We start from the raw sequence: 21,329 nt of genomic DNA, 5'->3' as shown, positions 1-21,329 counted from the left end.
TAAGACCGGGTTCGGACAGGACCGGCCGCCCGAAGGCGGCCCGGCACCCCGGTCGCTCTCAGGCCGACAGCTTCTTACGGCCGTGGGCGCGGCGGGCGGCGATGACCTTGCGGCCACCGGCGGTCGCCATGCGGGCACGGAACCCATGGCGACGCTTACGCACGAGCTTGCTGGGCTGATAGGTTCTCTTCACGGCACGATCTCCGATGGCCAAGGATGGGTGCCGCAGGCTTCACCGCCAGTGCAGGCCCCGTCACTCGTCCAGAATGTGTCTGCAAGCGCGAAGAGCGCCCAGAAGGGCGCCGCGTCGCGATGGCGCGGCTTATGGCGGATGGCCGGCGCCGAGTCAACGCGCATCGGCGGATCGAAGGCCGTGGAACAGGCTGCCCGCGCCCGCTCGAGTTAAGGTTAACTTTAGGTGAAAGAGGCGCTCGCTCGTTCGCGGCGTTAGCATTGCGGACCATCGGATGAAAGCGGCGGGATTGTCCCCGATCGGGACGATGGACCGACGAAGCGCCGCACGGGAGGCACGATGAACGGATTCGACGTCACGATTCGGGACGAGCGGGACTGGGTCAGTTTCGGTGATACCTATGTGGGCTCCGATGCCTTCAAGACGCTGTTTCGCGAAGGCATGACCATGGTGGAGGAGGCGGCGGCCTATCTCGATGGCGAGGGCCGCGACGAGTCGCGCCTGATGTCGCGGGACGGCACCCTCAGCTACGCCAGCGAGACCATGCGGCTGACCACCCGCCTCATGCAGATCGCGTCCTGGCTCCTGGTGCAGCGCGCCGTCGCCGAGGGCGAGCTGACGCCCAACGAGGCCTTGGAAGAGAAGACCCGGGTGCGCCTCGCCACCCCCGATCCGTTCAAGGCGGACGTCTTCGGGATCCTGCCGGCCCGTCTGCAGGACCTCATCGTGCGCTCGCGCCGGATGCATGCCCGCATCCTCCACCTCGATGGGCTGATCACCGACGAGCGTCCGGCTCCCGTCGCGGTCGCGAGCCCCGTCGCCGCGCAGCATACCCTGCTGCATGCGGCGTTCGGGACCGCGCACTGAGATCTGCCAAGTGACGACACCCCGGCCGATGGGGATCGGCCGGGGTGTCCTGTTCGAGCGACGGTTGGATGCCTGAGCGTCAGGCGACCCGAACGCGCCAGATCTCGGCGGCGTATTCGCGCATGGAGCGGTCGGACGAGAACCAGGCCATCCGGGCCGTGTTGAGGATGGCCGAGCGCCACCACGCGGCCGGATCGTTCCAGGCCGTGTCGACGGCCCGCTGGGCGCGCCAGTAATCCTCGAAATCGACGGTCAGCAGGTAGCGGTCGTCGTGGACGAGGCTGTCCACGATGGGCCGGAACCGAGCGGGATCGTCGGGCGAGAATCCACCCGTCCCGATGAGGTCGAGGGCGGCCGCGAGGCGCGGCGAGGCGGCGATGGCGGCCCCGGCGTAGTCCGGCTCGTTCATGCGGGCTTGCACCCCAGCCGCGTCGAGGCCGAAGATGAAGATGTTGTCCGCACCGACATGATCGCGGATCTCGATGTTCGCGCCGTCGAGGGTGCCGATGGTGAGGGCACCGTTCAACGCGAGCTTCATGTTGCCGGTACCGGACGCTTCCATGCCGGCGGTGGAGATCTGCTCCGACAGGTCGGCTGCCGGGATGATCGCCTCGGCCAGAGACACCGAATAGTTCGGCAGGAACACCACCTTGAGGCGCCCGGCGACATCGGGATCGTCGTTGACCACCCGGGCGACGTCGCAGGCGAGCTTGATGATCAGCTTGGCCTGGACGTAGCTCGGCGCGGCCTTGCCGCCGAAGATCTTGACCCGGGGCGTCCAGTCCCGGTGCGGCTCGGCCTTGATCGCCTGATAGAGTGCCACCGTCTCGATGACGTTGAGGAGTTGGCGCTTGTACTCGTGGATGCGCTTGATCTGTACGTCGAACAGGCTCGACGGATCGATGGTGACGCCCGTGCGCTCGACCACCACCCGGGCCAGCGCCTCCTTGCGGGCGCGGCGCATGGACCGGTAGCGGTCCTGGAAGCTGGTGTCCGAAGCGTGGTCGGCGAGCCCGGTCAGCAACTCGGGATTGTCGAGGACGCCGGCGCCCACGGCTTCGACAGCGAGGCGCGTCAGTTCCGGATTGCAGTTGTGCAGCCAGCGGCGGAAAGTGATGCCGTTGGTCTTGTTGACGATCTTGTCCGTATCGAGGGCGTGCAGATCCTTGAAGACCGTCGAGCGCATGAGGTCCGTGTGCAGGGCCGAGACCCCGTTGACCCGCCGCGCGCCGAGGAAGGCGAGGTGCCCCATGCGCACACGCTTGCCGTTGGCCTCCTCGATGAGGGACACGGAGGCGAGCTGCGCCGCATCCGCCCGGCCGTGCCGGCCCTGCTCCTCGAGGTGCATCCAGTTGATGAGGTAGATGATCTGCATGTGACGCGGCAGCACCCGCTCCATCAGCTCGACGGACCACGTTTCCAAGGCCTCGGGCAGCAGGGTGTGGTTGGTGTAGCCGAGCGTGTTGGTGGTGACGTGCCAGGCGTCTTCCCAGTTGAAGCCGTGATCCTCCAGGAGGAGACGCATCAGTTCCGGGACGGCGATGGCCGGATGGGTGTCGTTGAGCTGGATCGCGGCGTGGTCGGGCAGGGTGCGGAGATCGCCGCGCTCGGCCGCGTGCCGGCGCACGAGATCCTGCAGGGACGCGGAGGTGAAGAGGTACTCCTGGCGCAGGCGCAGTTCCTGGCCGGAATCCGACGAATCGCTCGGATACAGCACCCGTGAGATCGCCTCGGCCCGGGACCGCGCGGCCACGGCGCCGATATGGTCGCCGCCATTGAAGCGTGCGAGCTCGACGGGCGCTTCCGCTTCGGCCTTCCAAAGGCGCAGAGTGTTCACGTGGCGGCCGCGCCAGCCCACCACCGGCACGTCGTGGGCCACCGCCTGGACCGTCTCGGCCGGGTGCCAGTGACGGCGAATCACGCCCTCGGACACGGCCGACATGGTGACATGGCCACCGAACCCGATGGTGTAGGTCGCCTCCGGGCGGACGAATTCCCAAGGGTTGCCCTCGGCGAGCCAGGTCTCCGGGGCTTCCTTCTGCCAGCCATCCTCCAGGGATTGCCGGAACAGGCCGTGGTCGTACCGGATGCCGTAGCCGATGGCCGGGATCGAGAGGCTCGCCATGCTTTCCATGAAGCAGGCGGCGAGGCGCCCGAGGCCGCCATTGCCCAGGGCCGCGTCGGGTTCGGCGCCCTCGACGGTGTCGAGGTCGACGCCGAGGTCGCGCAAGGCCGCGCGCGTTGTCTCGACGAGGCCGAGATTGTTCATCGCGTCCGACAGCAGACGGCCGATGAGGAATTCGAGGGAGAGGTAGTAGACCCGCTTGTTCGGCACGGATTCACCGTTCGCCATACAGGCATCGACGATCCGGTCGCGCAGGGCCAGGGCGGTCGCGGCGAACCAGTCGCGCTCGCGGGCGTTCTGCGGGGTCTTGCCGATGGCGTAGGCGAGCTTGGCGAGGATCGCTTCGCGCAGGTCGGCCACGGCGTCGCCCGATGTGGAGACGACGGGCAATGTGCGCGCGACCGCCCGGTGGACGCTCGCCTGACCGGATGCGTCCTCACCGGTCTCGGGTGCGATGAGCTTCTCATTCAACACGTGTCGATCCCCCTCATGCTTGCAGGCGCGCGGCCGGTCGCTTGAGCGCGAGCCCCCAAGGCATCGCCTCCATGCGGGCGTGCGCCTCGGGGTTTCGCGGTTGCCACCTGTTGAATCGCGCTGCGGGTCGCTTCTCTCGCCGGTCTGCGAGAGCCGCTCCCGTCTCCGTGATGCGTTCGGACCCTGAGGTCCGACAACACCGTGCGTCGCATCGAATCCGCACGGGAATGAGACAGGGATAGGTTGAAGGTTCGATGAATGCGGCGGAAACGCGCAGTCAGCGGCCACATTGTGCGGGAGCCGCCCAGTTCCGTATGCACTGCATTGCCAATTGCATACAAAGAGCTACATGATTGCATATTCGCTATCCGCTTCACGGAGGCCGACCATGAGGGACTGGGCGACGCAAGGGAGTGCCCGCGCGGCGCGCATCGCGGCCGGCGCCTCCTTCGCCCGCGGCAAGGTCGTCGACCTGTCCGATCTCGCGCCCTTCCTCGAAGCGGTCCTCCGACCGGGGGACAGGGTGTGCCTCGAAGGCGACAACCAGAAGCAGGCCGACGTCCTGGCCGACGCCCTGGCCGAGGTCGACCCGGGGGTGATCCACGACCTCCACATGGTGCAGTCGGGCATCGTTCTCCCGTCCCATCTCGACGTGTTCGAGAAGGGGATCGCGCGTCGGCTCGACTATTCGTATTCCGGCCCGCAGGCGGCGCGCATCGCCCGGATGCTCTATGGCGGACAGATCGCCCTCGGTGCGGTTCACACCTACCTCGAGCTCTTCGCGCGCTACTTCATCGACCTAACGCCGCAGGTCGCCCTGATCGCGGCCGTCAGCGCCGACCGCGACGGAAATCTCTACACCGGCCCCAACACCGAGGACACGCCCACCGTCGTCGAGGCCACGAGCTTCAAGGACGGCCTCGTGGTGGCGCAGGTCGGCCAGATCGTCGACCGGGTGCCCCGCGTCGACATCCCCGGCGACCGGGTCCATTTCGTGGTCGACGCGGGCAAGCCGTTCTACGTCGAGCCCCTGTTCACCCGCGATCCCGCTGCCATCACCGAGACCCAGATCCTCACGGCGATGCTGGCGATCAAGGGCCTCTACGCCCCCTACGGCATTCGCCGACTCAACCACGGCATCGGCTTCAACACCGCCGCCATCGAGCTGCTGCTGCCGACCTACGGCGAAGCGCTCGGTCTGCGCGGACAGATCTGCACCCACTGGGCGCTGAACCCGCACCCGACCCTGATCCCCGCCATAGAGGCCGGTTGGGTCGAGCAGATCCACTGCTTCGGTTCGGAAGTCGGGATGGACGATTACATCGCCGCCCGGCCGGACATCTACTTCACGGGCTCGGACGGGTCGCTACGCTCCAACCGGGCCTTCTGCCAGACCGCGGGCCTCTATGCCTGCGACCTCTTCATCGGCTCGACCCTGCAGATCGATCTCTCGGGTCACAGCTCGACGGTCACCACTAACCGCATCGCGGGCTTCGGCGGGGCGCCCAACATGGGGTCCGACCCACGCGGCCGGCGCCATCCGAGCGAGCCCTGGCTCAAGGCCGGTGCGGAGGCCGATCCCGATACGCCCGCCCCCTTGCGCCGGGGCCGCAAGCTCGTGGTGCAGATCGGCGAGACATTCGGGGATGCCAACGTACCCCTGTTCGTCGAGCGGCTCGATGCCCTCGCGCTCGCCGAGAAGCTCGATCTGCCGCTCGCGCCCGTGATGGTCTACGGCGACGATGTCACCCACATCGTCACCGAGGAGGGCATCGCCAATCTCCTGCTGTGCCGCAACGTCGACGAGCGAGAGCAGGCGATCCGGGGGGTGGCCGGCTACACCGAGATCGGGCGCCGGCGCGATGCCGGCATGGTGGCGCGCCTGCGCGAGCGCGGCGTGATTCGCAGGCCGGAAGATCTCGGCATCGACCCCCTCGACGCGGACCGTAGCCTGCTCGCCGCCCGCTCCATCAAGGATCTCGCCCTCTCGTCAGGCGGCCTGTACCGGCCGCCGAGCCAATTCCGCAACTGGTGACGGTGAAGCATGGAACGCCTCAGCTACACCCTCGACGCGCCGATCCCCGCCGGGGGCACCAAGCTCCAGGCCCTCGTCGGGATCGTCGCCTCCGGTAATCTGGAAGTGCTGCTGGAGCGGGTGCTCGCGCCCGACCGGTGCACCATCGAGATCGCCACGGCCGCCCATGGCTTCGGCGAAGTCTGGGCCGCCGTGGTGGCGGATTTCGTGGCGCGCCGCGGCGCGGGCGGCCTGCGCATCGCCATCAACGACGGAGGCGCCCGGCCCGACACCGTCGCCCTGCGCCTCGCCCAGGGCGCACGGCTCATCGCCGGAGACGCGCCATGAATCCCGCCTTCGAGACCGAGGCCTTGAGCTGGTACGAGGGCAGCGCCCGCCAGCGCGTCGCCGCCCTCGTCGATCCAGGCAGTTTTCACGAGGTCGTCGGTCCCGAGGAACGGGCGACGAGCCCGCATCTCGCCCTGTTCGACCTGCCCGAGCAGTTCGACGACGGCATGATCGTCGGAAGCGCGACCCTCGACGGCGCCGAGGTTCTGGTCGCCGCCCAGGAGGGACGTTTCATGGGCGGGGCCGTGGGGGAGGTTCACGGGGCCAAGCTCGTCGGCCTGCTCCGCGCCGCCAAGGCTCTCCGCCGCGATGTGCTCATCCTGTTCGACACCGGCGGCGTGCGCCTGCAGGAAGCCAATGCAGGCGAGACCGCCATCGCGGAGATCATGCGGGCCCTGATCGAAGCGCGTGGTTCCGGATCGCGCGTGGTCGGCCTCGTCGGTGGGCGTTCGGGTTGCTACGGCGGCGGCGGGCTCATTGCCGGCTGTTGCTCGGCCCTCATCGTCACCGAACAAGGACGCATCAGCGTCACGGGCCCGGAGGTGATCGAGACCAATCGGGGCGTCGAGGAGTTCGATTCCCGCGATCGCGCATTGGTCTGGCGCACTATGGGGGGTAAGCACCGCTACCTCGTCGGTGGCGCGGACGCTTTCGTCGACGACGGGCCGGGCGCGTTTCGCGCGGCGGTGCAGGCGATCCTGGCAAAGCCCGACCGCCTCGATCTCGCGACCCTCGACGCCGAGCAGGCGCGGCTTGAGCGGCGGCTCGTCCGCTTCGGTACCGCCAGTGATGCGGTCGCGGTCTGGTCGATCCTCGGGGTCAAGGACGCACCCGGCGTTCCGGGCCTGTCCACGCAGGCGTTCCACGCCATCGCCACCTGCCGGGAGAGTGCCGATGACGCTCGCTGAGATCCTCGCCGGACTGTTTCCGGACGGCCATGATGTGGCTGTCGCCGATGGGCTCATCCTCGGCACCGGGCGTCGCGCCGGCGGCAAGCCCGTCCATGTGCTCGGCCTGGCCGAGGGCACACCCCTCGGCATCGAGGGAGCCTTGACCCTGGCGGGGCGGGTCCTCGCCATCGCCCGCTCCGGCGACGGTGCGCCGATCCTGATGCCCGTCGATTCGTCCAGTCAGCGCATGAGCCGGCGGGACGAGCTCCTCGGTCTCAACGAGTACCTCGCCCACCTCGCCAAGGCACTGATGCTCGCCGAGGCGGAGGGGCACCGGACCCTCGGCCTGCTCTACGGCCGCAGCGCCGCCGGGGCCTTCATCGCCACGGCGCTGGCCACCGGCCACCTCGTCGCCCTGCCGGGCGCCCACCCGGAGGTGATGGACCTGCCCTCCATGGCCCGGGTCACGAAACTCTCCCTCGACGTTCTCACCGAGAAGGCCCGTGCGACCGCGGTGTTCGCCCCGGGCCTCGACAATCTCGTCCAGACGGGGGCGATCCACGAGACCTGGGACCCGCGGAGATCCCTGGCCGAGCAGTTGGAGGCTTGCCTTGCAGCGCCACAGGCCTCTGGCGATTGTCGCGACCGTCTCGGGTGGGAGCGCGGCGGTCGGACTCGGGCTGCCGCCATCGCCGAGCGGGTTGCGGCGCGCGTCGCGGACCATGCCTGAGGCGCTCGGGCGCCATCAGATGGTCCGGGTCGCCCCCGCCGCCTGGCGCACGCTCCTCATGCGGCGGCCCGAGTACGATGGCCTGCCCTACGTCGCCGACTGGGCCGAACGGAACTGGCCCCTGGTCGTCCGGCGTCCCGCCGGGGGCGAGGCGGGTATTCCCCTGGGGCTGCCCCTGCCACCCGCTCAGGGCAAACGACGTCTGTCCTTCGTGCTGGAGGCGTCCGCGCTCCGTGCCATCGCACCTCCGCCCCGTCTTGCCGAGGCCGCGCCCGCGGCGCCGCCCGAGTGGCAACCGACCCTGCGACGCCTCCTCGATCTCGACCCCGAGGCACGGACTTTCGGCAGCCTCGCCTGGCAGCACCTCACGGGCCTTCCCTACCTGTCGCCGACGTCCGACATCGATCTGCTGTGGCGCCTCGACGGGGCGCCCGAGGCGCTCCTCGCCGGTCTCTCGACCATCGCCAGCGAGGCCCCCATGCGGATCGACGGCGAGTGCCTCGGAGCCGGCGGGATGGCCGTGCAGTGGCGCGAACTCGCCGAGGGGATGCCCGAGATTCTGGCGAAGGATGCCCGCGGCGTGAGCCTCGTCGCCCGCTCCGATTTCCTCGCGGGTGCCGGATGCTGAGCGCCGCGCGGGTGTCGGCGCTCTCCACACCGGCTGACGCGCTCGCCGCAACGGCCGTGTCCTGCCTGCGCCTCGAGGTCGCCACCTACCCGAAGCCGGGCCTCGTCAGCCACGTCGATCCGGGCGCCCATGCGGACATGGATGCGGCCCTGCTGAACCGCAGCGCCGACACCCTGGAGCCGTACTTCGCCGATCTCGCCGAGGCCGGCGGGCGGGGCGCCGGCATGGACACCCTGAGGGCCATCGGCCTCGCGGCCGAGGCGGCGATGCTCGCAGCCACAGGCGGGGTGAACACCCATCGCGGCGCGATCTTCGGTCTAGGCCTCCTCGTGGCCGCGGCCGGATTCCGCGACGCCTCTGGCGATTGCCGGCGCCTCGGGCGTCTCGTCGCCGACCGTTGGGGTGCCGCCATTGCGAACGGTCCCATCCCCCTCCACAGCCACGGTTCCGCCGCCTTGCGACAATACCGGGCCGGCGGTGCGCGACGCGAGGCAGCGCTCGGGTTTCCAACCCTCTACGCCCTCGGACTCCCGGCTCTGCGCGAAGCCGAGGCCATACGACCCGATGACCCGGAAGCCGTGCGGGTGCAGCTCTGCCTCGCCCTCATGGCCGGCGTGGAGGACACGAACCTTCTGCATCGCGGTGGTGCCGCGGGCCTCGCCTACGTGCAGGGGGCCGCCCGCGCGTTTCTCGCGGCCGGCGGCATCGCATCTGCCGACTGGCGGGCGCGGGCACAGGCGCTGCACATCGCCTTCACGCGCCGCAACCTCAGTCCGGGCGGCTGCGCCGACCTCCTCGCCATGACCTTGTTCCTCGACGGGGTGGGGCCATGACGTTGGCCCTGCTCTGCTCCGGCCAGGGGCTGCAATCGCCCGATCTGTTCGCCTTGACGGCGGATGCCCCCGCCGCCGCGCCGATCTTCGCCCATGCCGCCGCGTATCTCGGGTGCGATCCGCGAAGCCTCGTGGCGCAGGCCGATCCAGCGGAACTCTACGCCAACCGCATCGGGCAGATCCTGTGCGTCACTGCCGCCCTGGCCCTGGCAGAGTGCGTCGCCGACATTCTCCCACGGCGCTGTGTCGTCGCCGGCTACAGCGTCGGCGAGATGGCGGCTTGGGGCGTTGCCGGAATCTGGACGCCGGAGCAGGTCCTCGGCCTCACCGCTGCGCGGGCCGAGGCCATGGACGCGGCGAGCCGCCCCGGCCAGGGGCTCGCCGCCATCCGTGGCCTGCCGCGTGCGACCCTCGATCCTCTCGTGGCGCGTCATGCCTGCGCAATCGCCATCCGCAACCCCGCGGACCTGTTCGTGGTCGGCGGCATGGGTGACGCTCTCGATGACCTCTGCGCCGAAGCCGCGCGGATGGGCGCGGCGCGGGCGAGCCGGTTGCACGTCGGGGTCGCCTCGCACACGGCCCTGCTCGAACGGGCCGTGGACCCGTTCCATGCGCAGCTCGCCTCCGTACCCGTGCGCCGGCCCATCACAGGCCGGATCCTCCTGAACGGCACGGATGGCACGCCGATCTTCGACGCCGGGCGATTCCGCGGTGCGCTCGCCCGACAGGTCGCGACCTTCGTCGATTGGACTGCCTGCCTCGATGCCGTGGTCGAGCGCGGCGCCGAACGGAGCCTCGAACTCGGTCCGGGCCACGCCCTGGCGGACATGATGCGGACACAAGCGCCGCAGCTCGCCGTTCGCTCGGCCGATGCCTTCCATACGCTGAGCGGTCTGCGCGCCTGGATTGCCGAAACCTGATCCGTCGTTTGCTTCGCCTTCGCGCCGGGCCTTCGGCATTCGGTCGCGGCCATCGTCCTGAACCGACCCTGAATTCGACGGGCTGCGACCGTTTGCGCCGCACCAAAAGCAAGGAATTCGTAACCGAAATCGTGGCTTGGATTGTGCATCGCAACGGAACCATTTACCAATCGGGGCGTTCACGATGCCGACGTCAGCCACGGGTTGTTTCGCCCTGCACGTCCAAGGTGCCCGGAGCGGCAAGGATAAAATGACGTCTGCGGCGACTGCTCACTCCGCCTCCGCCCGTGGCCTTCTCGGCCAGACGATCCCTCCGCTGCATCAGCCCCGCATCCTGTTCGCCACGCCCGAGATGGCGGATTTCGTGAAGACCGGCGGTCTCGGCGAAGTCGCGGCGTCCCTGCCGCGGGCCCTGCGGCGGCACTACGACATCCGCGTCCTCATCCCCGGCTACCGTCAGGTGGTGGATCGCTTCGACCACATCCCCGTCGTCGCGCAGTTGCCCGGCCATGCCGGTGTGCCGCCCTGCGAACTCGGCCTGGTCGAGAGCGCCGACGGCCTCCAGATCTACGTCGTCCTCAGCCCCGAACTCTACCAGCGCGACGGCACGCCCTACGGCGACGGGCAGGGCGATTTCGCCGACAACGACATCCGCTTCGCCCGCCTGAGTCTCGCCGCCGCCGAGATCGCTCGTGGCGTCGATCCGGCCTGGGCCGCCGACCTTCTCCACCTCAACGACTGGCAGGCGGCCCTCGCCCCGGCCTACCTCGCCTGGTCCGGAGTGCGGGTGCCGAGCATCCTCACGGTGCACAACCTCGCCTACCAGGGCCTGTTCCCGCACGAATCCCTCGGCCGTCTCGGCGTCCCGGACCACGCCTTCCAGATGGACGGCGTCGAGTTCTACGGGCAGCTCTCCTTCCTCAAGGCCGGCATCTACTACGCCTCCCACGTCACGACAGTGAGCGACACCTACGCCCGCGAGATCACGACGCCGGACGCCGGCTGCGGCCTCGACGGGTTGCTGCGCACCCGCGCGTCCCAGGGGCGGCTGGCCGGTATCCTCAACGGCATCGACGAGAGTTGGGACCCGCGCACGGATCCGTACCTCGCCACCCGCTTCGAGGCCGACGACTGGAAGGGCAAGCGCGCCAATGCGGAGACCGTCCGCCGCCAGTTCGGCCTGGCCGTCTCACGCGGACCGCTCTTTGCCATCGTTTCGCGCCTCGTTCACCAGAAGGGCATCGACCTCAGCCTGGCGGCCGCCGACACCATCGTGGCGGAGGGCGGCCAGCTCGTGGTCATCGGGCAGGGCGAGAGCCGGTTCGAGGGGGCCCTGCGCGATCTCTCCCGCCGCCATCCCGACGCCGTCGGTGTCCATGTCGGGTTCAACGAGCAGGATGCCCGCCGAATGTTCGCCGGCAGCGACTTCCTGCTGATGCCGTCGCGCTTCGAGCCCTGCGGTCTGGCTCAGATGTACGCCCAGCGTTTCGGCTCGCTTCCCATCGTCCATCGTACCGGCGGTCTCGCCGACACCGTCGAGGACGGCGTGACCGGCTTCACCTTCGGCGATGCGTCGGCGCGCGGTTTCTCCGGCGCCATTCGGCGGGCCCTCGACACCTTCGGTCAGAAGAAGCGCCTCAACGCCATGCGCCGCACCGCCATGTCGCGCACCTTCGGCTGGGACGAGGCCGCGACCACCTACGCCTCGCTCTACGCCCGCGCGTTCGGCAATGGCGCCGGCCTGCGGGCCCGCGCGGCCTGATGCGATAACACTCCACGGGGGCCGAACCCCAAGACCTGCGAAAAGGCCCTTGCCACGCATCGCCTCCCGCCCGCAAAAGCGCGGCGAACCGTGAGAGATGCGATGCCCGCCTACCGTTCCCGCACCACCACCCATGGCCGCAACATGGCCGGCGCCCGCGGCCTGTGGCGTGCGACCGGTATGAAGGACGGCGATTTCGGCAAACCGATCATCGCCGTGGTGAACTCCTTCACTCAGTTCGTGCCCGGCCATGTCCACCTGAAGGATCTCGGCCAGCTCGTGGCCCGGGAGATCGAGGCGGCCGGCGGCGTCGCCAAGGAATTCAACACCATCGCGGTCGATGACGGCATCGCCATGGGCCATGACGGGATGCTGTACTCGCTCCCCTCGCGCGAGCTCATCGCCGATTCCGTCGAGTACATGGTCAACGCCCACTGCGCCGACGCGATGGTGTGCATCTCCAATTGCGACAAGATCACACCCGGCATGCTGATGGCGGCTTTGCGCCTCAACATCCCGGCGGTGTTCGTGTCCGGCGGCCCCATGGAGGCCGGGAAGGTTCAGCTCAAGGGCGTGATCAAGAAGCTCGACCTCGTCGACGCCATGGTGGCGGCGGCCGACGACCGAGTGTCCGACGAGGATGTGGCCGCCATCGAGCGCGCGGCCTGTCCGACCTGCGGCTCGTGCTCGGGCATGTTCACGGCCAATTCGATGAACTGCCTGACCGAGGCCCTCGGTCTGTCCCTGCCCGGCAACGGCTCGGTGCTGGCGACCCATGCAGACCGTCGCCGTCTGTTCGTCGAGGCCGGCCACCTCATCGTCGATCTCGCCAAGCGCTACTACGAGGGCGACGACGCCAGCGTGCTGCCCCGCGCGGTCGCGGGCTTCTCGGCTTTCGAGAACGCCATGACCCTCGACATCGCCATGGGCGGCTCCACCAACACGGTGCTGCATCTGCTGGCCGCCGCCCACGAGGCGGAGGTGCCGTTCACCATGGCGGACATCGACCGGCTCTCACGGCGCGTACCCGTGCTGTGCAAGGTCGCCCCGGCGGTGGCCGAGGTCCACATGGAGGACGTGCACCGGGCGGGCGGCATCATGGCGATCCTCGGTGAACTCGACCGCGCCGGCCTCATCGATGCGCAGGCCGGGAGCGTGCACGCCGGCACACTGGCTCAAGCCCTCGACCGCTGGGACGTGCGTCGCACGGCCAGTACCACGGTGTCAGAGTTCTACCGCGCCGCGCCGGGCGGTGTGCCGACCCAGGTCGCCTTCAGCCAGACGGCGCGCTGGGAGGACCTCGACCTCGACCGCGAGGGCGGCGTCATCCGCGCGGCGGCGCATGCCTATTCGCAGGATGGCGGCCTCGCCGTGCTTTACGGAAACCTCGCCGTCGACGGCTGCATCGTGAAGACGGCGGGTGTCGACGCCTCGATCCTCACCTTCACCGGCATCGCCCGGGTGTTCGAGAGCCAGGACGCGTCGGTCGACGCCATCCTCAACGGGCGGGTGAAGGCCGGCGAAGTCGTCTTGATCCGCTATGAAGGTCCCCGTGGCGGTCCCGGCATGCAGGAGATGCTGTACCCGACGAGCTACCTGAAATCGAAGGGCCTCGGCAAAGCCTGCGCCCTGGTCACCGATGGGCGGTTCTCCGGCGGCTCCTCCGGCCTGTCCATCGGACACGTCTCGCCGGAAGCGGCGGAGGGCGGCCTCATCGGCCTCGTGCGCGACGGCGACCGCATCGAGATCGACATTCCGGGACGCGGCATCCATCTCGCCGTTGACGAGGCTGAACTCGTCTCTCGCCGAGCCGCACAGGACGCCGCCGGGTGGAAGCCGGCCGAGCCACGCAAGCGCCGGATCACCACGGCCCTGCGGGCCTATGCGATGTTCGCCACCAGCGCCGCGCGCGGGGCCGTGCGTCAGGTCGGACCCGAATAGGGGTTCGGCCCGACTGGAGCGCTCTCCGCAGAAGTGGATGCCGGTTCGTCGGAGAGCGCGGCCGAACAAAGGCCTCGCGGTGTGTCCCGACCCAACGTGGTCGGGCACGTCTCTAGCCGCGCCCGAACGATTCAAACCGGGCTCTCGTCACGAGAAGCCGGTTTTTCCGTGTCAGGGGATGGGATCGAGCAGGATCGGATAGCAACGCGCGCCGGCCGCCGCCGCCAGGACTTCGACGGCGCCAACGGTCGAGGCATCTCCCGCGACATGGACCACATCGGTGGTGCGCAGCGACGGCAGATGCGCCGTCAGGGGGCCGGGTCGCACGTCGGGCGGGCGCTGGCGGCTGCGGTCGGCGACGAGCACGACGCGGCCGACGCCCGTGGCACGCAGCCAATCCAGGGATGGCCGCATGTAGAGGTCGAGGGGATCGCGGGCACCGACATGGATCGCCACCTCGCGCGCCGGCTCGATGTACCGCGCGGCTCGCGCAATGGACCAGATCGGAGCGAATCCGGTCTCGGCGGCGACGAGGACGAGGCGACCGCCACCGGGCCGGTAGTAGCCCCGGCCGACGGGCCCTTTGATCTTCACCGGATGGTCGAGCCGGATGCCGTCCCCGAACGCGTCGGGCAGGGCCGCGCGGTCTCCGGTGAGGCGAAGGTGAAAGACGAGTTCGTTGAGTTCCGCCGCGCCGTCGACGCGCAGGGTCGGACTGAGGGTGACGGGATCGAAGCCCTCGAAGGTGGCCACCACGCCATGGCCCGGTTCGAAGGCGAGCCGCTTGGTGATCGTCACCACGACTTCGAGGGTGTGTGGCCCGAGTGGGGTGATCTGCGTGACCGTTCCGGCGCGCTTTTGCGCAGGAACGGGCTTCACCGGGGCAGCGACCGTCTCGGACCGCTCGATGAGGCTGGGGCGGGGCAGGGTGAGCTTGACGGCGTCCGAGCGGTGGCTGCGTGCCTGTGCACGCCGGGGGAGGGGGCCGGACCCCTGGCCCAGGAGACCGGGTTGCGCGGCGATCATCCCGTCGGCCAGGGCGGCTTCCAGGGGCGTATCACCCGTGGAAACACGCACGGACCTGCCGTTGACCACGAGGGAGCAGCGGGCGCTCATCAGTATCCCTCGAACGGGGCAGGGCGGCGCGTCGCGCGTCGCGGAGGGGCGGCTATCGTGCGGTGTGCAGGAGCTGGTCGACGAGGGCGGCCCAGCGGTCGCGCACGGCCTGGGCCTCGGGCGTCAGCGGCTCCGGGTCGGCGATGGTCGCGATGCAGGCCCGCAGGTGGGCGGCCTCGTCGCGTTCCGAGCGTAGAACCGCCTTCATGACGAGGAGCTGGGCCTTCAGGCGAGCGACCTCCTCGGAGGCCTGCGCGCGATTCTCGGGGGCCGCGGCGCCCGGGTGAAGCGTGACGACCTCGGCCATGGGGGTCTCGACGAGTCGAAGCGGCCGGGCCATCAGGCGCCGCACGATGGTGGAGTCGAAACCTTCGTCGGTCCGGAGTGCGGCCTCGGCCATCACGCAATTCCCTCTCGCACGGCCACTCGAATCTGGCCTTTCGTCATCGAGAACGATGCCGGATCATGGTTAAGGGAGGTTTAAGCCGATCCAAGACATTCACGCGATGGGGCGTTCTACCGAGGCGGCGGACGAACTCGTCCCGACCCGAGCAGACGTGTGGCGTTCGACCGACCCTGCGTGACGCGCCGTCTCGACGAAGCCATTCGGCGTGTCGATCGACCGGGCGGTCTCAGGCGGCTTCCGGGGCCGCTCCAAGGAGCTGTCGAGCCTGGAGCATCGACATGGGCTCGCCGAAGGCGAAGCCCTGAGCGTACTCGCAGCCGAGTTCCGCCAGCGCCTGCGCGTCGGCTTCCGATTCCGCACCCTCGGCCACGATGGCGAGGCCGAGTTCCTGCGCCATCTTGACGATGGAACGAAGGATCCCCGTGCGTCCCGTCGCGATCTGGCGAACGAAGGATTGGTCGATCTTGATCGTGTCGAACGGAAAGCGCTGGAGGTACGACAGGGCGGAGTAGCCCGTCCCGAAATCATCCAGCGACAGGCCGGCGCCCAGATCATGGATACGGGCGAGCATCTGCGCCGCGTATTCCGGATTCTCCATCACCAGGCTCTCGGCGAGCTCGAGCTTGAGAGACCCCGGCAGCACGCCGGAACGCGCCAGGATCGTCTTCACGTCGTGCAGGAGATCGTGGCGCAGCAACTGCCGCGACGACATGTTGACGGTGGCGAAGATCGGCGGTTCGACGTCGAGGGAACGTTGCCAGGCGGCGAGTTCGAGGGCCGTACGCTCCAGGGCGAAAATTCCGAGGTTGACCACGAAGCCGCATTCCTCGGCCACCGGCATGAAGGTGGACGCCGGGATACGGCCGAGTCTCGGATGGTCCCAGCGCAGGAGCGTCTCGAAACCCGCGACGGTGCGGTCCTCCAGCCGGACGATGGGCTGGAACAGCACTTTCATCTCGTTGCGTTCGAGGGAGCGGCGCAGGTCCCCTTCGAGCATCAGGCGGTCGCCGCGCTCGTTGCGCATATCGGCGCGGAACACCTCGATGCGGTCGCCGCCGCCGCGCTTGGCCTGGATCATGGCGATCTCGGCGTTCTTGAACACCTCCTCGCGCTTCAGGGTGGCTCCGACCTCGTGCAGGACGATGCCCACGGACACCGTGAGGAAGATCTCGCGATCGGCGTAGGTGATGGGCGTGGCGATGGCCTTGCGGATCATCTCGGCGAACGAAAGGATGCGGTCGGGATCGCGTTCCGACAACAGGATGAGGGCGAATTCGTCGCCCGCCACCCGGGCCAGGGTGTCCTGCGGGCGGAGGAGCCGGCCGAGGCGACGCGACAGGGTCAGCAGGATCGAGTCGCCGGCCGAGAGACCAATCGCGTCGTTGATGGCCTTGAACCGGTCGATGTCGAGAACGATGGTCGTCGGCTTCAGACGCGCATCCTGGCTGGCAAAAGCGAGTGCCGCGTCGAGTCGGTCGTGGAACAGTTCGCGATTGGGCAGTCCCGTGAGGCTGTCGTGCACGGCATCGTGCAGCAGGCGTTCCTCGGCGGTCTTCACCTCGGTGACGTCCGCGATGGTGCCGACGATGCGCACCACCTCGCCGTCGGTGCCGATCACGGGGCGCGCCTTCAGGCGATACCAGTAGTACGGCCCGGCCGTGGAGCGCAGGCGGAAATCGTGGACGATGCGGCCGCGCCGCTCCTCGATGACCGTATCGAGGGCGGCCGAGTAGCGCTCCACGTCGAAGGGATGCACCAGGGCGAGCCAGTTCACCGCCGGACCTTCGAGGGTTCCCCGCTTCAGGCCGAGTTGCACCTCCATCTCCTGACCGGCGAAGACCCGGTCGCCGGGTACATCCCAGTCGAACACCACGTCCCCTGCGCCGGTCAGCGCCAGCGCTCTACGCTCGGTGTCGGACACGAGGGCGTGGGTTAGGCCACCCCCGGCGAAGGCGTGCTGCATCACCGTGAACCCGATGAGCATGACGATAAGGACGAGACCACCGATGAGGGCAGGCTGCACGAGATCGGAACCGATCTGGCCGGTGATGGCGAACCCCGCCGCCACCACCCACACAAGAAGAAGGAACCATGTCGGGATCAGCAGGATCGCCCGGTCATAGCCGTTATGGGCGGCGAGATAGACGATGAGGAGCAGGCCGACGCCGGCCACCGCCGCGATGGAGATGCGGGCGACGCCCGCGGCCACGGGCGGATCGAATACCGCGAGCGCGACGAGGCCCGCGAGGAACGCGAGCCAGAAGAACGCCACGTGGCTGTAGCGCACGTGCCATCGGCTGAGGTTGAGGTAGGCGAACAGGAAGACCAGCAGGGTGGCGCCCAGCACCGCCTCGGCCGACGCACGATAGATTCGCTCCGCCACCTCGGTGACGGGGAGAATGCGCTGCAGGAATCCGAAATCGATGCACGCGTAGGCGAGCACAGACCACGCCAGCGCTGCGGCGGCCGGGAAGATGATCGCGCCCTTGACCACGAAGATGATCGTTAGAAACAGAGCCAGCAGGCCGGCGATGCCGATGATGATCCCTTTGTAGAGGGTCAGGCCGGTGGACTTCTTCCGGTAGGCTTCCTGGTCCCAGAGGTAGACCTGGGGGATGTTCGGTCCACGCAACTCGGCCACATAAGTGACGGTGGCGCCGGGATCGAGAGTGATGACGAACTGGTCGGCTTCCGGGTTCTCGTCGCGCTCCGGGCGAATACCCTGGCTCGCCGTGATCGCGGCGATGCGCGAGCCACCGAGATCGGGCCAGATCACCCCGGACCCGACGAGACGGAAATGCGGGGCGACGAGGACCCGGTCGATCTGCTCGTCGGTATCGTTGGTGAGCGCGAACACCATCCAGTCGGGGCGTGCACCCGTGTCGCGCGCCTTGACGACGATGCGGCGGACGATGCCGTCCTTACCCGGCGCCGTGGAGATCTGGATGAGGTCGCCGTCCGAGCGGTAGCGCTCGATCATTGTCGTGAGGTCGATGGCCGGCGCATCGAGGGTGACCCGCACGGCCTCGACGGCGCGCGCCGGCGCGCTGAAGACCAGGGCGCCGAACAGGGCCGTGAAGACGGCGGCGAAGACGAGGAGGATTTGACGCAACGGGCGAGTGTTCCGGCCGGGCGGGCGAGTGTGACGAATACGGCTCAGCTAGGATGCCCAGTCGTATCGGCGGCGACCTCCACCGGCAAGGCGGAGTGCTCGCCGAAGCGGAGGCACCCACTGTTTCTCAACCGTGACGCCGGACCCGCTGGATCACGTTCCTTTGCGGCCAAAACAAGCCGCCCGCGAAATCCTTAGGCCGCGCTCAAGGCCGCGGTGATCCGCTCGAGGGACGGCAGCTTCTTGATCGGGCCGATGGCGGCGAGGGTTGGGGCGCCGGTGAGAAGCCTTCTGCCGGCAGCCCGCACATCATCGACGGTCACGGCATCGACCTTGGCGATGACCTCCTGCGCCGGAATCACCCGGCCCCAGGCCAGGATCTGGCGGGCATTGCGCTCGATGCGGCCCCCCGGTGTTTCGAGGGCCGACAGCAGGGCGACCTTGAGCTGTGCCTTGGCGCGGGCGACCTCGACGGTGTCGGCGTCGCGGGCCGCCCGGGTTGTGGCCTCCAGGGTCACGTCGATCAGTTGGCCGAGATCGCCGCCCGAGGTGCCGGCGCCGATGCCGAACAACCCGCAATCGTAGAAGGACCAGTGGAACGCCTGAATCTCGTAGGCGAGGCCCCGCGTCTCGCGGACCTCGTGCCACAGGCGCGAGGTCAGGCCGCCGCCGAGCACTTGAGCGAACATATGCAGGGCGTAGTAGCCGGGATCGCGGAACGAGAGGCCCGGCAGGCCGAGGACCACATTGGCCTGCTCGAGCTTCTTCTGGATCCGCTTCTCGCCGCCCTTGTAGACACCCGGGACCGTCTCGGGGGGCGTCGCAGCCTTGAGATCCCCGAAATGGGCCCGCGCCGATTCGACGATGGCGTCGTGCGCGATCGCACCGGCCGCCGCGAGCACGATGCGGTCTGGGGTGTACTCGCGGGCGATGTAGGCTTCGATGCCGGCGCGGTCGAAGCTGTTGATCGTCTCGGGCGTCCCGATGATTGGCCGACCCATGGGCTGATCGGGGAAGGCCGCCTCGGTGAAGGCCTCGTAGACCACGTCGTCGGGGGTATCCTCGATGGCGGCGTGCTCCTGAAGGATCACGCCCTTCTCACGCGCCAGCTCGCCGGCCTCGAACACCGAATCCGTGAGAATATCGCCGATGACGTCGAGGGCCACGCCGGCGTCCTCGCCCAGTACGCGGGCGGTGTAGCTCGTCCCCTCGGCGGAGGTGGCGGCGTTGATGTCGCCACCGACGTTCTCGATGTCCTCGGCGATGCGCCGGGCCGAGCGCGTGGTCGTGCCCTTGAACGCCATGTGCTCGATGAGATGGCTGAGCCCGCTCTCGTCCGGCCGCTCGTGCCGGGAGCCTGCGCCGACCCAGACGCCCAGGGTCGCCGTCGCGACACCCGGCATCGCCTCCGTGACGACGGTGACTCCATTGTCCAGGCGGGTGATCCGCAGGTCAGGGGAGGCGCCATGGGTGGCGAAGTGCTGGTTCATGGAATTCAGCCGGCCTTGGTGATGCGGGCGTGGGTGCGGATGAAGCTCTCCACGGCCGCCTGATCGTTGGCGACGCGGGAGAATTTTTCCTCGCGGTCGAGGAGGTCGGCGAGATGCGGCGGCAGGGCAGGGCGCGCTCCGCCGACGGCCTCGGACACGGCATCGGGGAACTTCGCCGCGTGTGCGGTCGCCAAGGCGACGACGGGCGTGCGCGGATCCTTATCGAGGAGCCGTCGGGCGGCATGGACGCCGATGGCGCTGTGCGGATCGATGACGTGACCTGTCTCGGCGAAGGTTCGGGCGATCTCGGCCTTCACGGCATCCTCGGGCACGGCGGTAGCGTCGAACTCGGCGCGCACGGTGTCGAGGACCGCCTCGTCGAGGCTGAACCCGCCCGACTGTTTCAGCCCGGCCATGAGCCGGCCGAGGCTGGACGAATCCCGGCCGAGGGCCTCGAACAGCAGACGCTCGAAATTCGAAGAGATCTGGATGTCCATGGAGGGCGAGGTGGTCGGCTGGACGCCGCGGACCTCATAGGACCCGTGCTCCAAGGTCCGTGCCAGGATGTCGTTGGCGTTGGTGCCGATCATCAGGCGATCGATGGGCAGGCCCATGCGCTTGGCGACCCAGCCGGCCAGGATGTCACCGAAATTGCCCGTGGGCACGGCGAACGAGACACGCCGATGCGGTGCGCCGAGAGCGACCGCACTGGTGAAATAATACACCGCCTGGGCGGCGACCCGCGCCCAGTTGATGGAATTCACGCCCGAGAGTTTCACCGCATCGGCGAACTCGGCGTGCTGGAACAGGGCTTTGACGATGTTCTGGCAATCATCGAAATTGCCGTCGATGGCGATGGCGTGGACGTTGTCCGCCCCGACCGACGTCATCTGCCGACGCTGGACCTCCGAGACGCGGCCCTCCGGAAACAGGATGAAGATGTCGACCTGATCGAGGCCGCGGAACGCTTCGACGGCCGCCGAGCCGGTGTCGCCCGAGGTGGCGCCGACGATGGTCGCCCGCGACCCGCGCGCCCGCAGGACATGGTCCATGAGCCGCCCGAGGAGCTGCATCGCCACGTCCTTGAACGCGAGCGTCGGCCCATGGAAGAGTTCGAGCAGGAATAGGTTGTCGTCGAGCTGGGTCAGCGGACACACGGCCGGGTGCCGGAACGTCGCGTACGAGTCCTCGATCATCCGATCGAAATCGGCATCCGCTATCTCGCCGTCGATCAGAGGGCGCAGGACGATCTTGGCGGCATCGGCGTAGCGCAGGCCCGCGAGCCCCGCGATGGTCTCGTGCGACAGTTGCGGCCAGCTCTCTGGCACGTAGAGACCGCCGTCGCGGGCAAGCCCGGCGAGCAAGGCGTCGGAGAAGGAAAGGGGCGCCGCTGCGCCGCGGGTCGAAACGTGAAGCAAAGGGGCCTCCAGGAAGGCGCCCCGTCTACACCAAGCCGTCCGGCCTGTCGAAACCTGATGCG

General features: G+C 68.8%; 17 protein-coding genes. 10 read left to right on the top strand and 7 right to left on the bottom strand.

Annotation, left to right across the window (positions count from 1 at the left end; translation table 11 throughout):
- Positions 1 to 58: 58 nt before the first annotated feature.
- The gene (gene rpmH, locus ASF25_RS00560) at positions 59 to 193 is read right to left on the bottom strand and encodes a 50S ribosomal protein L34 (RefSeq protein ID WP_055947927.1); all 135 of its coding nucleotides are present in this window, start codon (positions 191 to 193) and stop codon (positions 59 to 61) included.
- Positions 194 to 532: 339 nt separating this feature from the next.
- Between rpmH and ASF25_RS00555 the strand changes: the two genes are divergently transcribed.
- Positions 533 to 1,060 carry a DUF1465 family protein gene (locus ASF25_RS00555; protein WP_056171710.1) on the top strand — a complete coding sequence of 176 codons (528 nt, stop codon included), beginning with the start codon at positions 533 to 535 and terminating at the stop codon, positions 1,058 to 1,060.
- 79 nt (positions 1,061 to 1,139) lie between these two features.
- On the opposite strand, the gene ASF25_RS00550 is transcribed toward ASF25_RS00555, so the two are convergent.
- Positions 1,140 to 3,575 (bottom strand): glycogen/starch/alpha-glucan phosphorylase, encoded by a 2,436-nt coding sequence (locus ASF25_RS00550; protein WP_244472876.1) that lies wholly within the window; start codon positions 3,573 to 3,575, stop codon positions 1,140 to 1,142.
- Between the two features lie 472 nt (positions 3,576 to 4,047).
- Between ASF25_RS00550 and mdcA the strand changes: the two genes are divergently transcribed.
- The 9 genes from mdcA (at position 4,048) to ilvD (ending at position 13,725) form a co-directional block, all read left to right on the top strand.
- Positions 4,048 to 5,694 carry a malonate decarboxylase subunit alpha gene (mdcA, locus tag ASF25_RS00545; protein WP_056302640.1) on the top strand — a complete coding sequence of 549 codons (1,647 nt, stop codon included), beginning with the start codon at positions 4,048 to 4,050 and terminating at the stop codon, positions 5,692 to 5,694.
- Between the two features lie 9 nt (positions 5,695 to 5,703).
- Positions 5,704 to 6,021 (top strand): malonate decarboxylase acyl carrier protein, encoded by a 318-nt coding sequence (gene mdcC, locus ASF25_RS00540; protein WP_056302638.1) that lies wholly within the window; start codon positions 5,704 to 5,706, stop codon positions 6,019 to 6,021.
- Positions 6,018 to 6,929: a biotin-independent malonate decarboxylase subunit beta gene (locus ASF25_RS00535; RefSeq protein ID WP_056302636.1), complete on the top strand. Its 912-nt coding sequence runs from the start codon at positions 6,018 to 6,020 to the stop codon at positions 6,927 to 6,929. The genes mdcC and ASF25_RS00535 overlap by 4 nt, the downstream gene beginning before the upstream one ends.
- A complete protein-coding gene (locus ASF25_RS00530; RefSeq protein ID WP_056302635.1) occupies positions 6,916 to 7,641 on the top strand; it encodes a biotin-independent malonate decarboxylase subunit gamma in 726 nt (241 codons plus the stop codon). Before ASF25_RS00535 ends, ASF25_RS00530 begins: the two co-directional genes overlap by 14 nt.
- The gene (mdcG, locus tag ASF25_RS00525) at positions 7,634 to 8,269 is read left to right on the top strand and encodes a malonate decarboxylase holo-[acyl-carrier-protein] synthase (RefSeq protein ID WP_056302633.1); all 636 of its coding nucleotides are present in this window, start codon (positions 7,634 to 7,636) and stop codon (positions 8,267 to 8,269) included. The genes ASF25_RS00530 and mdcG overlap by 8 nt, the downstream gene beginning before the upstream one ends.
- Positions 8,263 to 9,102, top strand: coding sequence for a triphosphoribosyl-dephospho-CoA synthase MdcB (mdcB, locus tag ASF25_RS00520; RefSeq protein WP_056302630.1), 840 nt, complete (start codon positions 8,263 to 8,265; stop codon positions 9,100 to 9,102). Before mdcG ends, mdcB begins: the two co-directional genes overlap by 7 nt.
- Positions 9,099 to 10,022 (top strand): acyltransferase domain-containing protein, encoded by a 924-nt coding sequence (locus ASF25_RS00515; RefSeq protein WP_056302628.1) that lies wholly within the window; start codon positions 9,099 to 9,101, stop codon positions 10,020 to 10,022. Before mdcB ends, ASF25_RS00515 begins: the two co-directional genes overlap by 4 nt.
- A 250-nt stretch (positions 10,023 to 10,272) precedes the next feature.
- Positions 10,273 to 11,784: a glycogen synthase GlgA gene (glgA, locus tag ASF25_RS00510; RefSeq protein WP_056171691.1), complete on the top strand. Its 1,512-nt coding sequence runs from the start codon at positions 10,273 to 10,275 to the stop codon at positions 11,782 to 11,784.
- A gap of 102 nt (positions 11,785 to 11,886) precedes the next feature.
- Entirely contained in the window at positions 11,887 to 13,725 is a 1,839-nt protein-coding gene (ilvD, locus tag ASF25_RS00505; protein WP_056302627.1) for a dihydroxy-acid dehydratase, read from the top strand.
- A gap of 171 nt (positions 13,726 to 13,896) precedes the next feature.
- Here ilvD and ASF25_RS00500 read toward each other — a convergent pair whose 3' ends face one another.
- The 5 genes from ASF25_RS00500 to thrC form a co-directional block, all read right to left on the bottom strand.
- Positions 13,897 to 14,841 carry a hypothetical protein gene (locus ASF25_RS00500; RefSeq protein ID WP_056265904.1) on the bottom strand — a complete coding sequence of 315 codons (945 nt, stop codon included), beginning with the start codon at positions 14,839 to 14,841 and terminating at the stop codon, positions 13,897 to 13,899.
- Between the two features lie 52 nt (positions 14,842 to 14,893).
- Complete coding sequence (locus tag ASF25_RS00495; RefSeq protein ID WP_056302625.1) at positions 14,894 to 15,241, bottom strand: hypothetical protein; 348 nt, start codon at positions 15,239 to 15,241, stop codon at positions 14,894 to 14,896.
- Between the two features lie 232 nt (positions 15,242 to 15,473).
- Complete coding sequence (locus tag ASF25_RS00490; RefSeq protein WP_056302623.1) at positions 15,474 to 18,359, bottom strand: sensor domain-containing phosphodiesterase; 2,886 nt, start codon at positions 18,357 to 18,359, stop codon at positions 15,474 to 15,476.
- Positions 18,360 to 18,553: 194 nt separating this feature from the next.
- Entirely contained in the window at positions 18,554 to 19,849 is a 1,296-nt protein-coding gene (locus ASF25_RS00485) for a pitrilysin family protein (RefSeq protein ID WP_056171682.1), read from the bottom strand.
- A gap of 5 nt (positions 19,850 to 19,854) precedes the next feature.
- Positions 19,855 to 21,267: a threonine synthase gene (gene thrC, locus ASF25_RS00480; RefSeq protein WP_056302621.1), complete on the bottom strand. Its 1,413-nt coding sequence runs from the start codon at positions 21,265 to 21,267 to the stop codon at positions 19,855 to 19,857.
- Positions 21,268 to 21,329: the final 62 nt, after the last annotated feature.

Source organism: Methylobacterium sp. Leaf100 (assembly GCF_001422845.1).
GTDB lineage: Bacteria > Pseudomonadota > Alphaproteobacteria > Rhizobiales > Beijerinckiaceae > Methylobacterium.
Note: the sequence above shows the minus strand (reverse complement) of the source record. Positions and strands in the feature narration are given on the sequence as shown.

Bases quoted from the DNA above. Each gene is read 5' to 3' on its own strand.
- mdcB (WP_056302630.1), top strand. From the start codon at position 8,263: ATGCTGAGCGCCGCGCGGGTGTCGGCGCTCTCCACACCGGCTGACGCG.
- ASF25_RS00535 (WP_056302636.1), top strand. From the start codon at position 6,018: ATGAATCCCGCCTTCGAGACCGAGGCCTTGAGCTGGTACGAGGGCAGC.
- ASF25_RS00485 (WP_056171682.1), bottom strand. From the start codon at position 19,849: ATGAACCAGCACTTCGCCACCCATGGCGCCTCCCCTGACCTGCGGATC.
- ilvD (WP_056302627.1), top strand. From the start codon at position 11,887: ATGCCCGCCTACCGTTCCCGCACCACCACCCATGGCCGCAACATGGCC.
- glgA (WP_056171691.1), top strand. From the start codon at position 10,273: ATGACGTCTGCGGCGACTGCTCACTCCGCCTCCGCCCGTGGCCTTCTC.
- mdcA (WP_056302640.1), top strand. From the start codon at position 4,048: ATGAGGGACTGGGCGACGCAAGGGAGTGCCCGCGCGGCGCGCATCGCG.
- ASF25_RS00495 (WP_056302625.1), bottom strand. From the start codon at position 15,241: ATGGCCGAGGCCGCACTCCGGACCGACGAAGGTTTCGACTCCACCATC.
- ASF25_RS00555 (WP_056171710.1), top strand. From the start codon at position 533: ATGAACGGATTCGACGTCACGATTCGGGACGAGCGGGACTGGGTCAGT.
- ASF25_RS00500 (WP_056265904.1), bottom strand. From the start codon at position 14,841: ATGAGCGCCCGCTGCTCCCTCGTGGTCAACGGCAGGTCCGTGCGTGTT.
- ASF25_RS00515 (WP_056302628.1), top strand. From the start codon at position 9,099: ATGACGTTGGCCCTGCTCTGCTCCGGCCAGGGGCTGCAATCGCCCGAT.
- ASF25_RS00530 (WP_056302635.1), top strand. From the start codon at position 6,916: ATGACGCTCGCTGAGATCCTCGCCGGACTGTTTCCGGACGGCCATGAT.
- mdcG (WP_056302633.1), top strand. From the start codon at position 7,634: ATGCCTGAGGCGCTCGGGCGCCATCAGATGGTCCGGGTCGCCCCCGCC.
- mdcC (WP_056302638.1), top strand. From the start codon at position 5,704: ATGGAACGCCTCAGCTACACCCTCGACGCGCCGATCCCCGCCGGGGGC.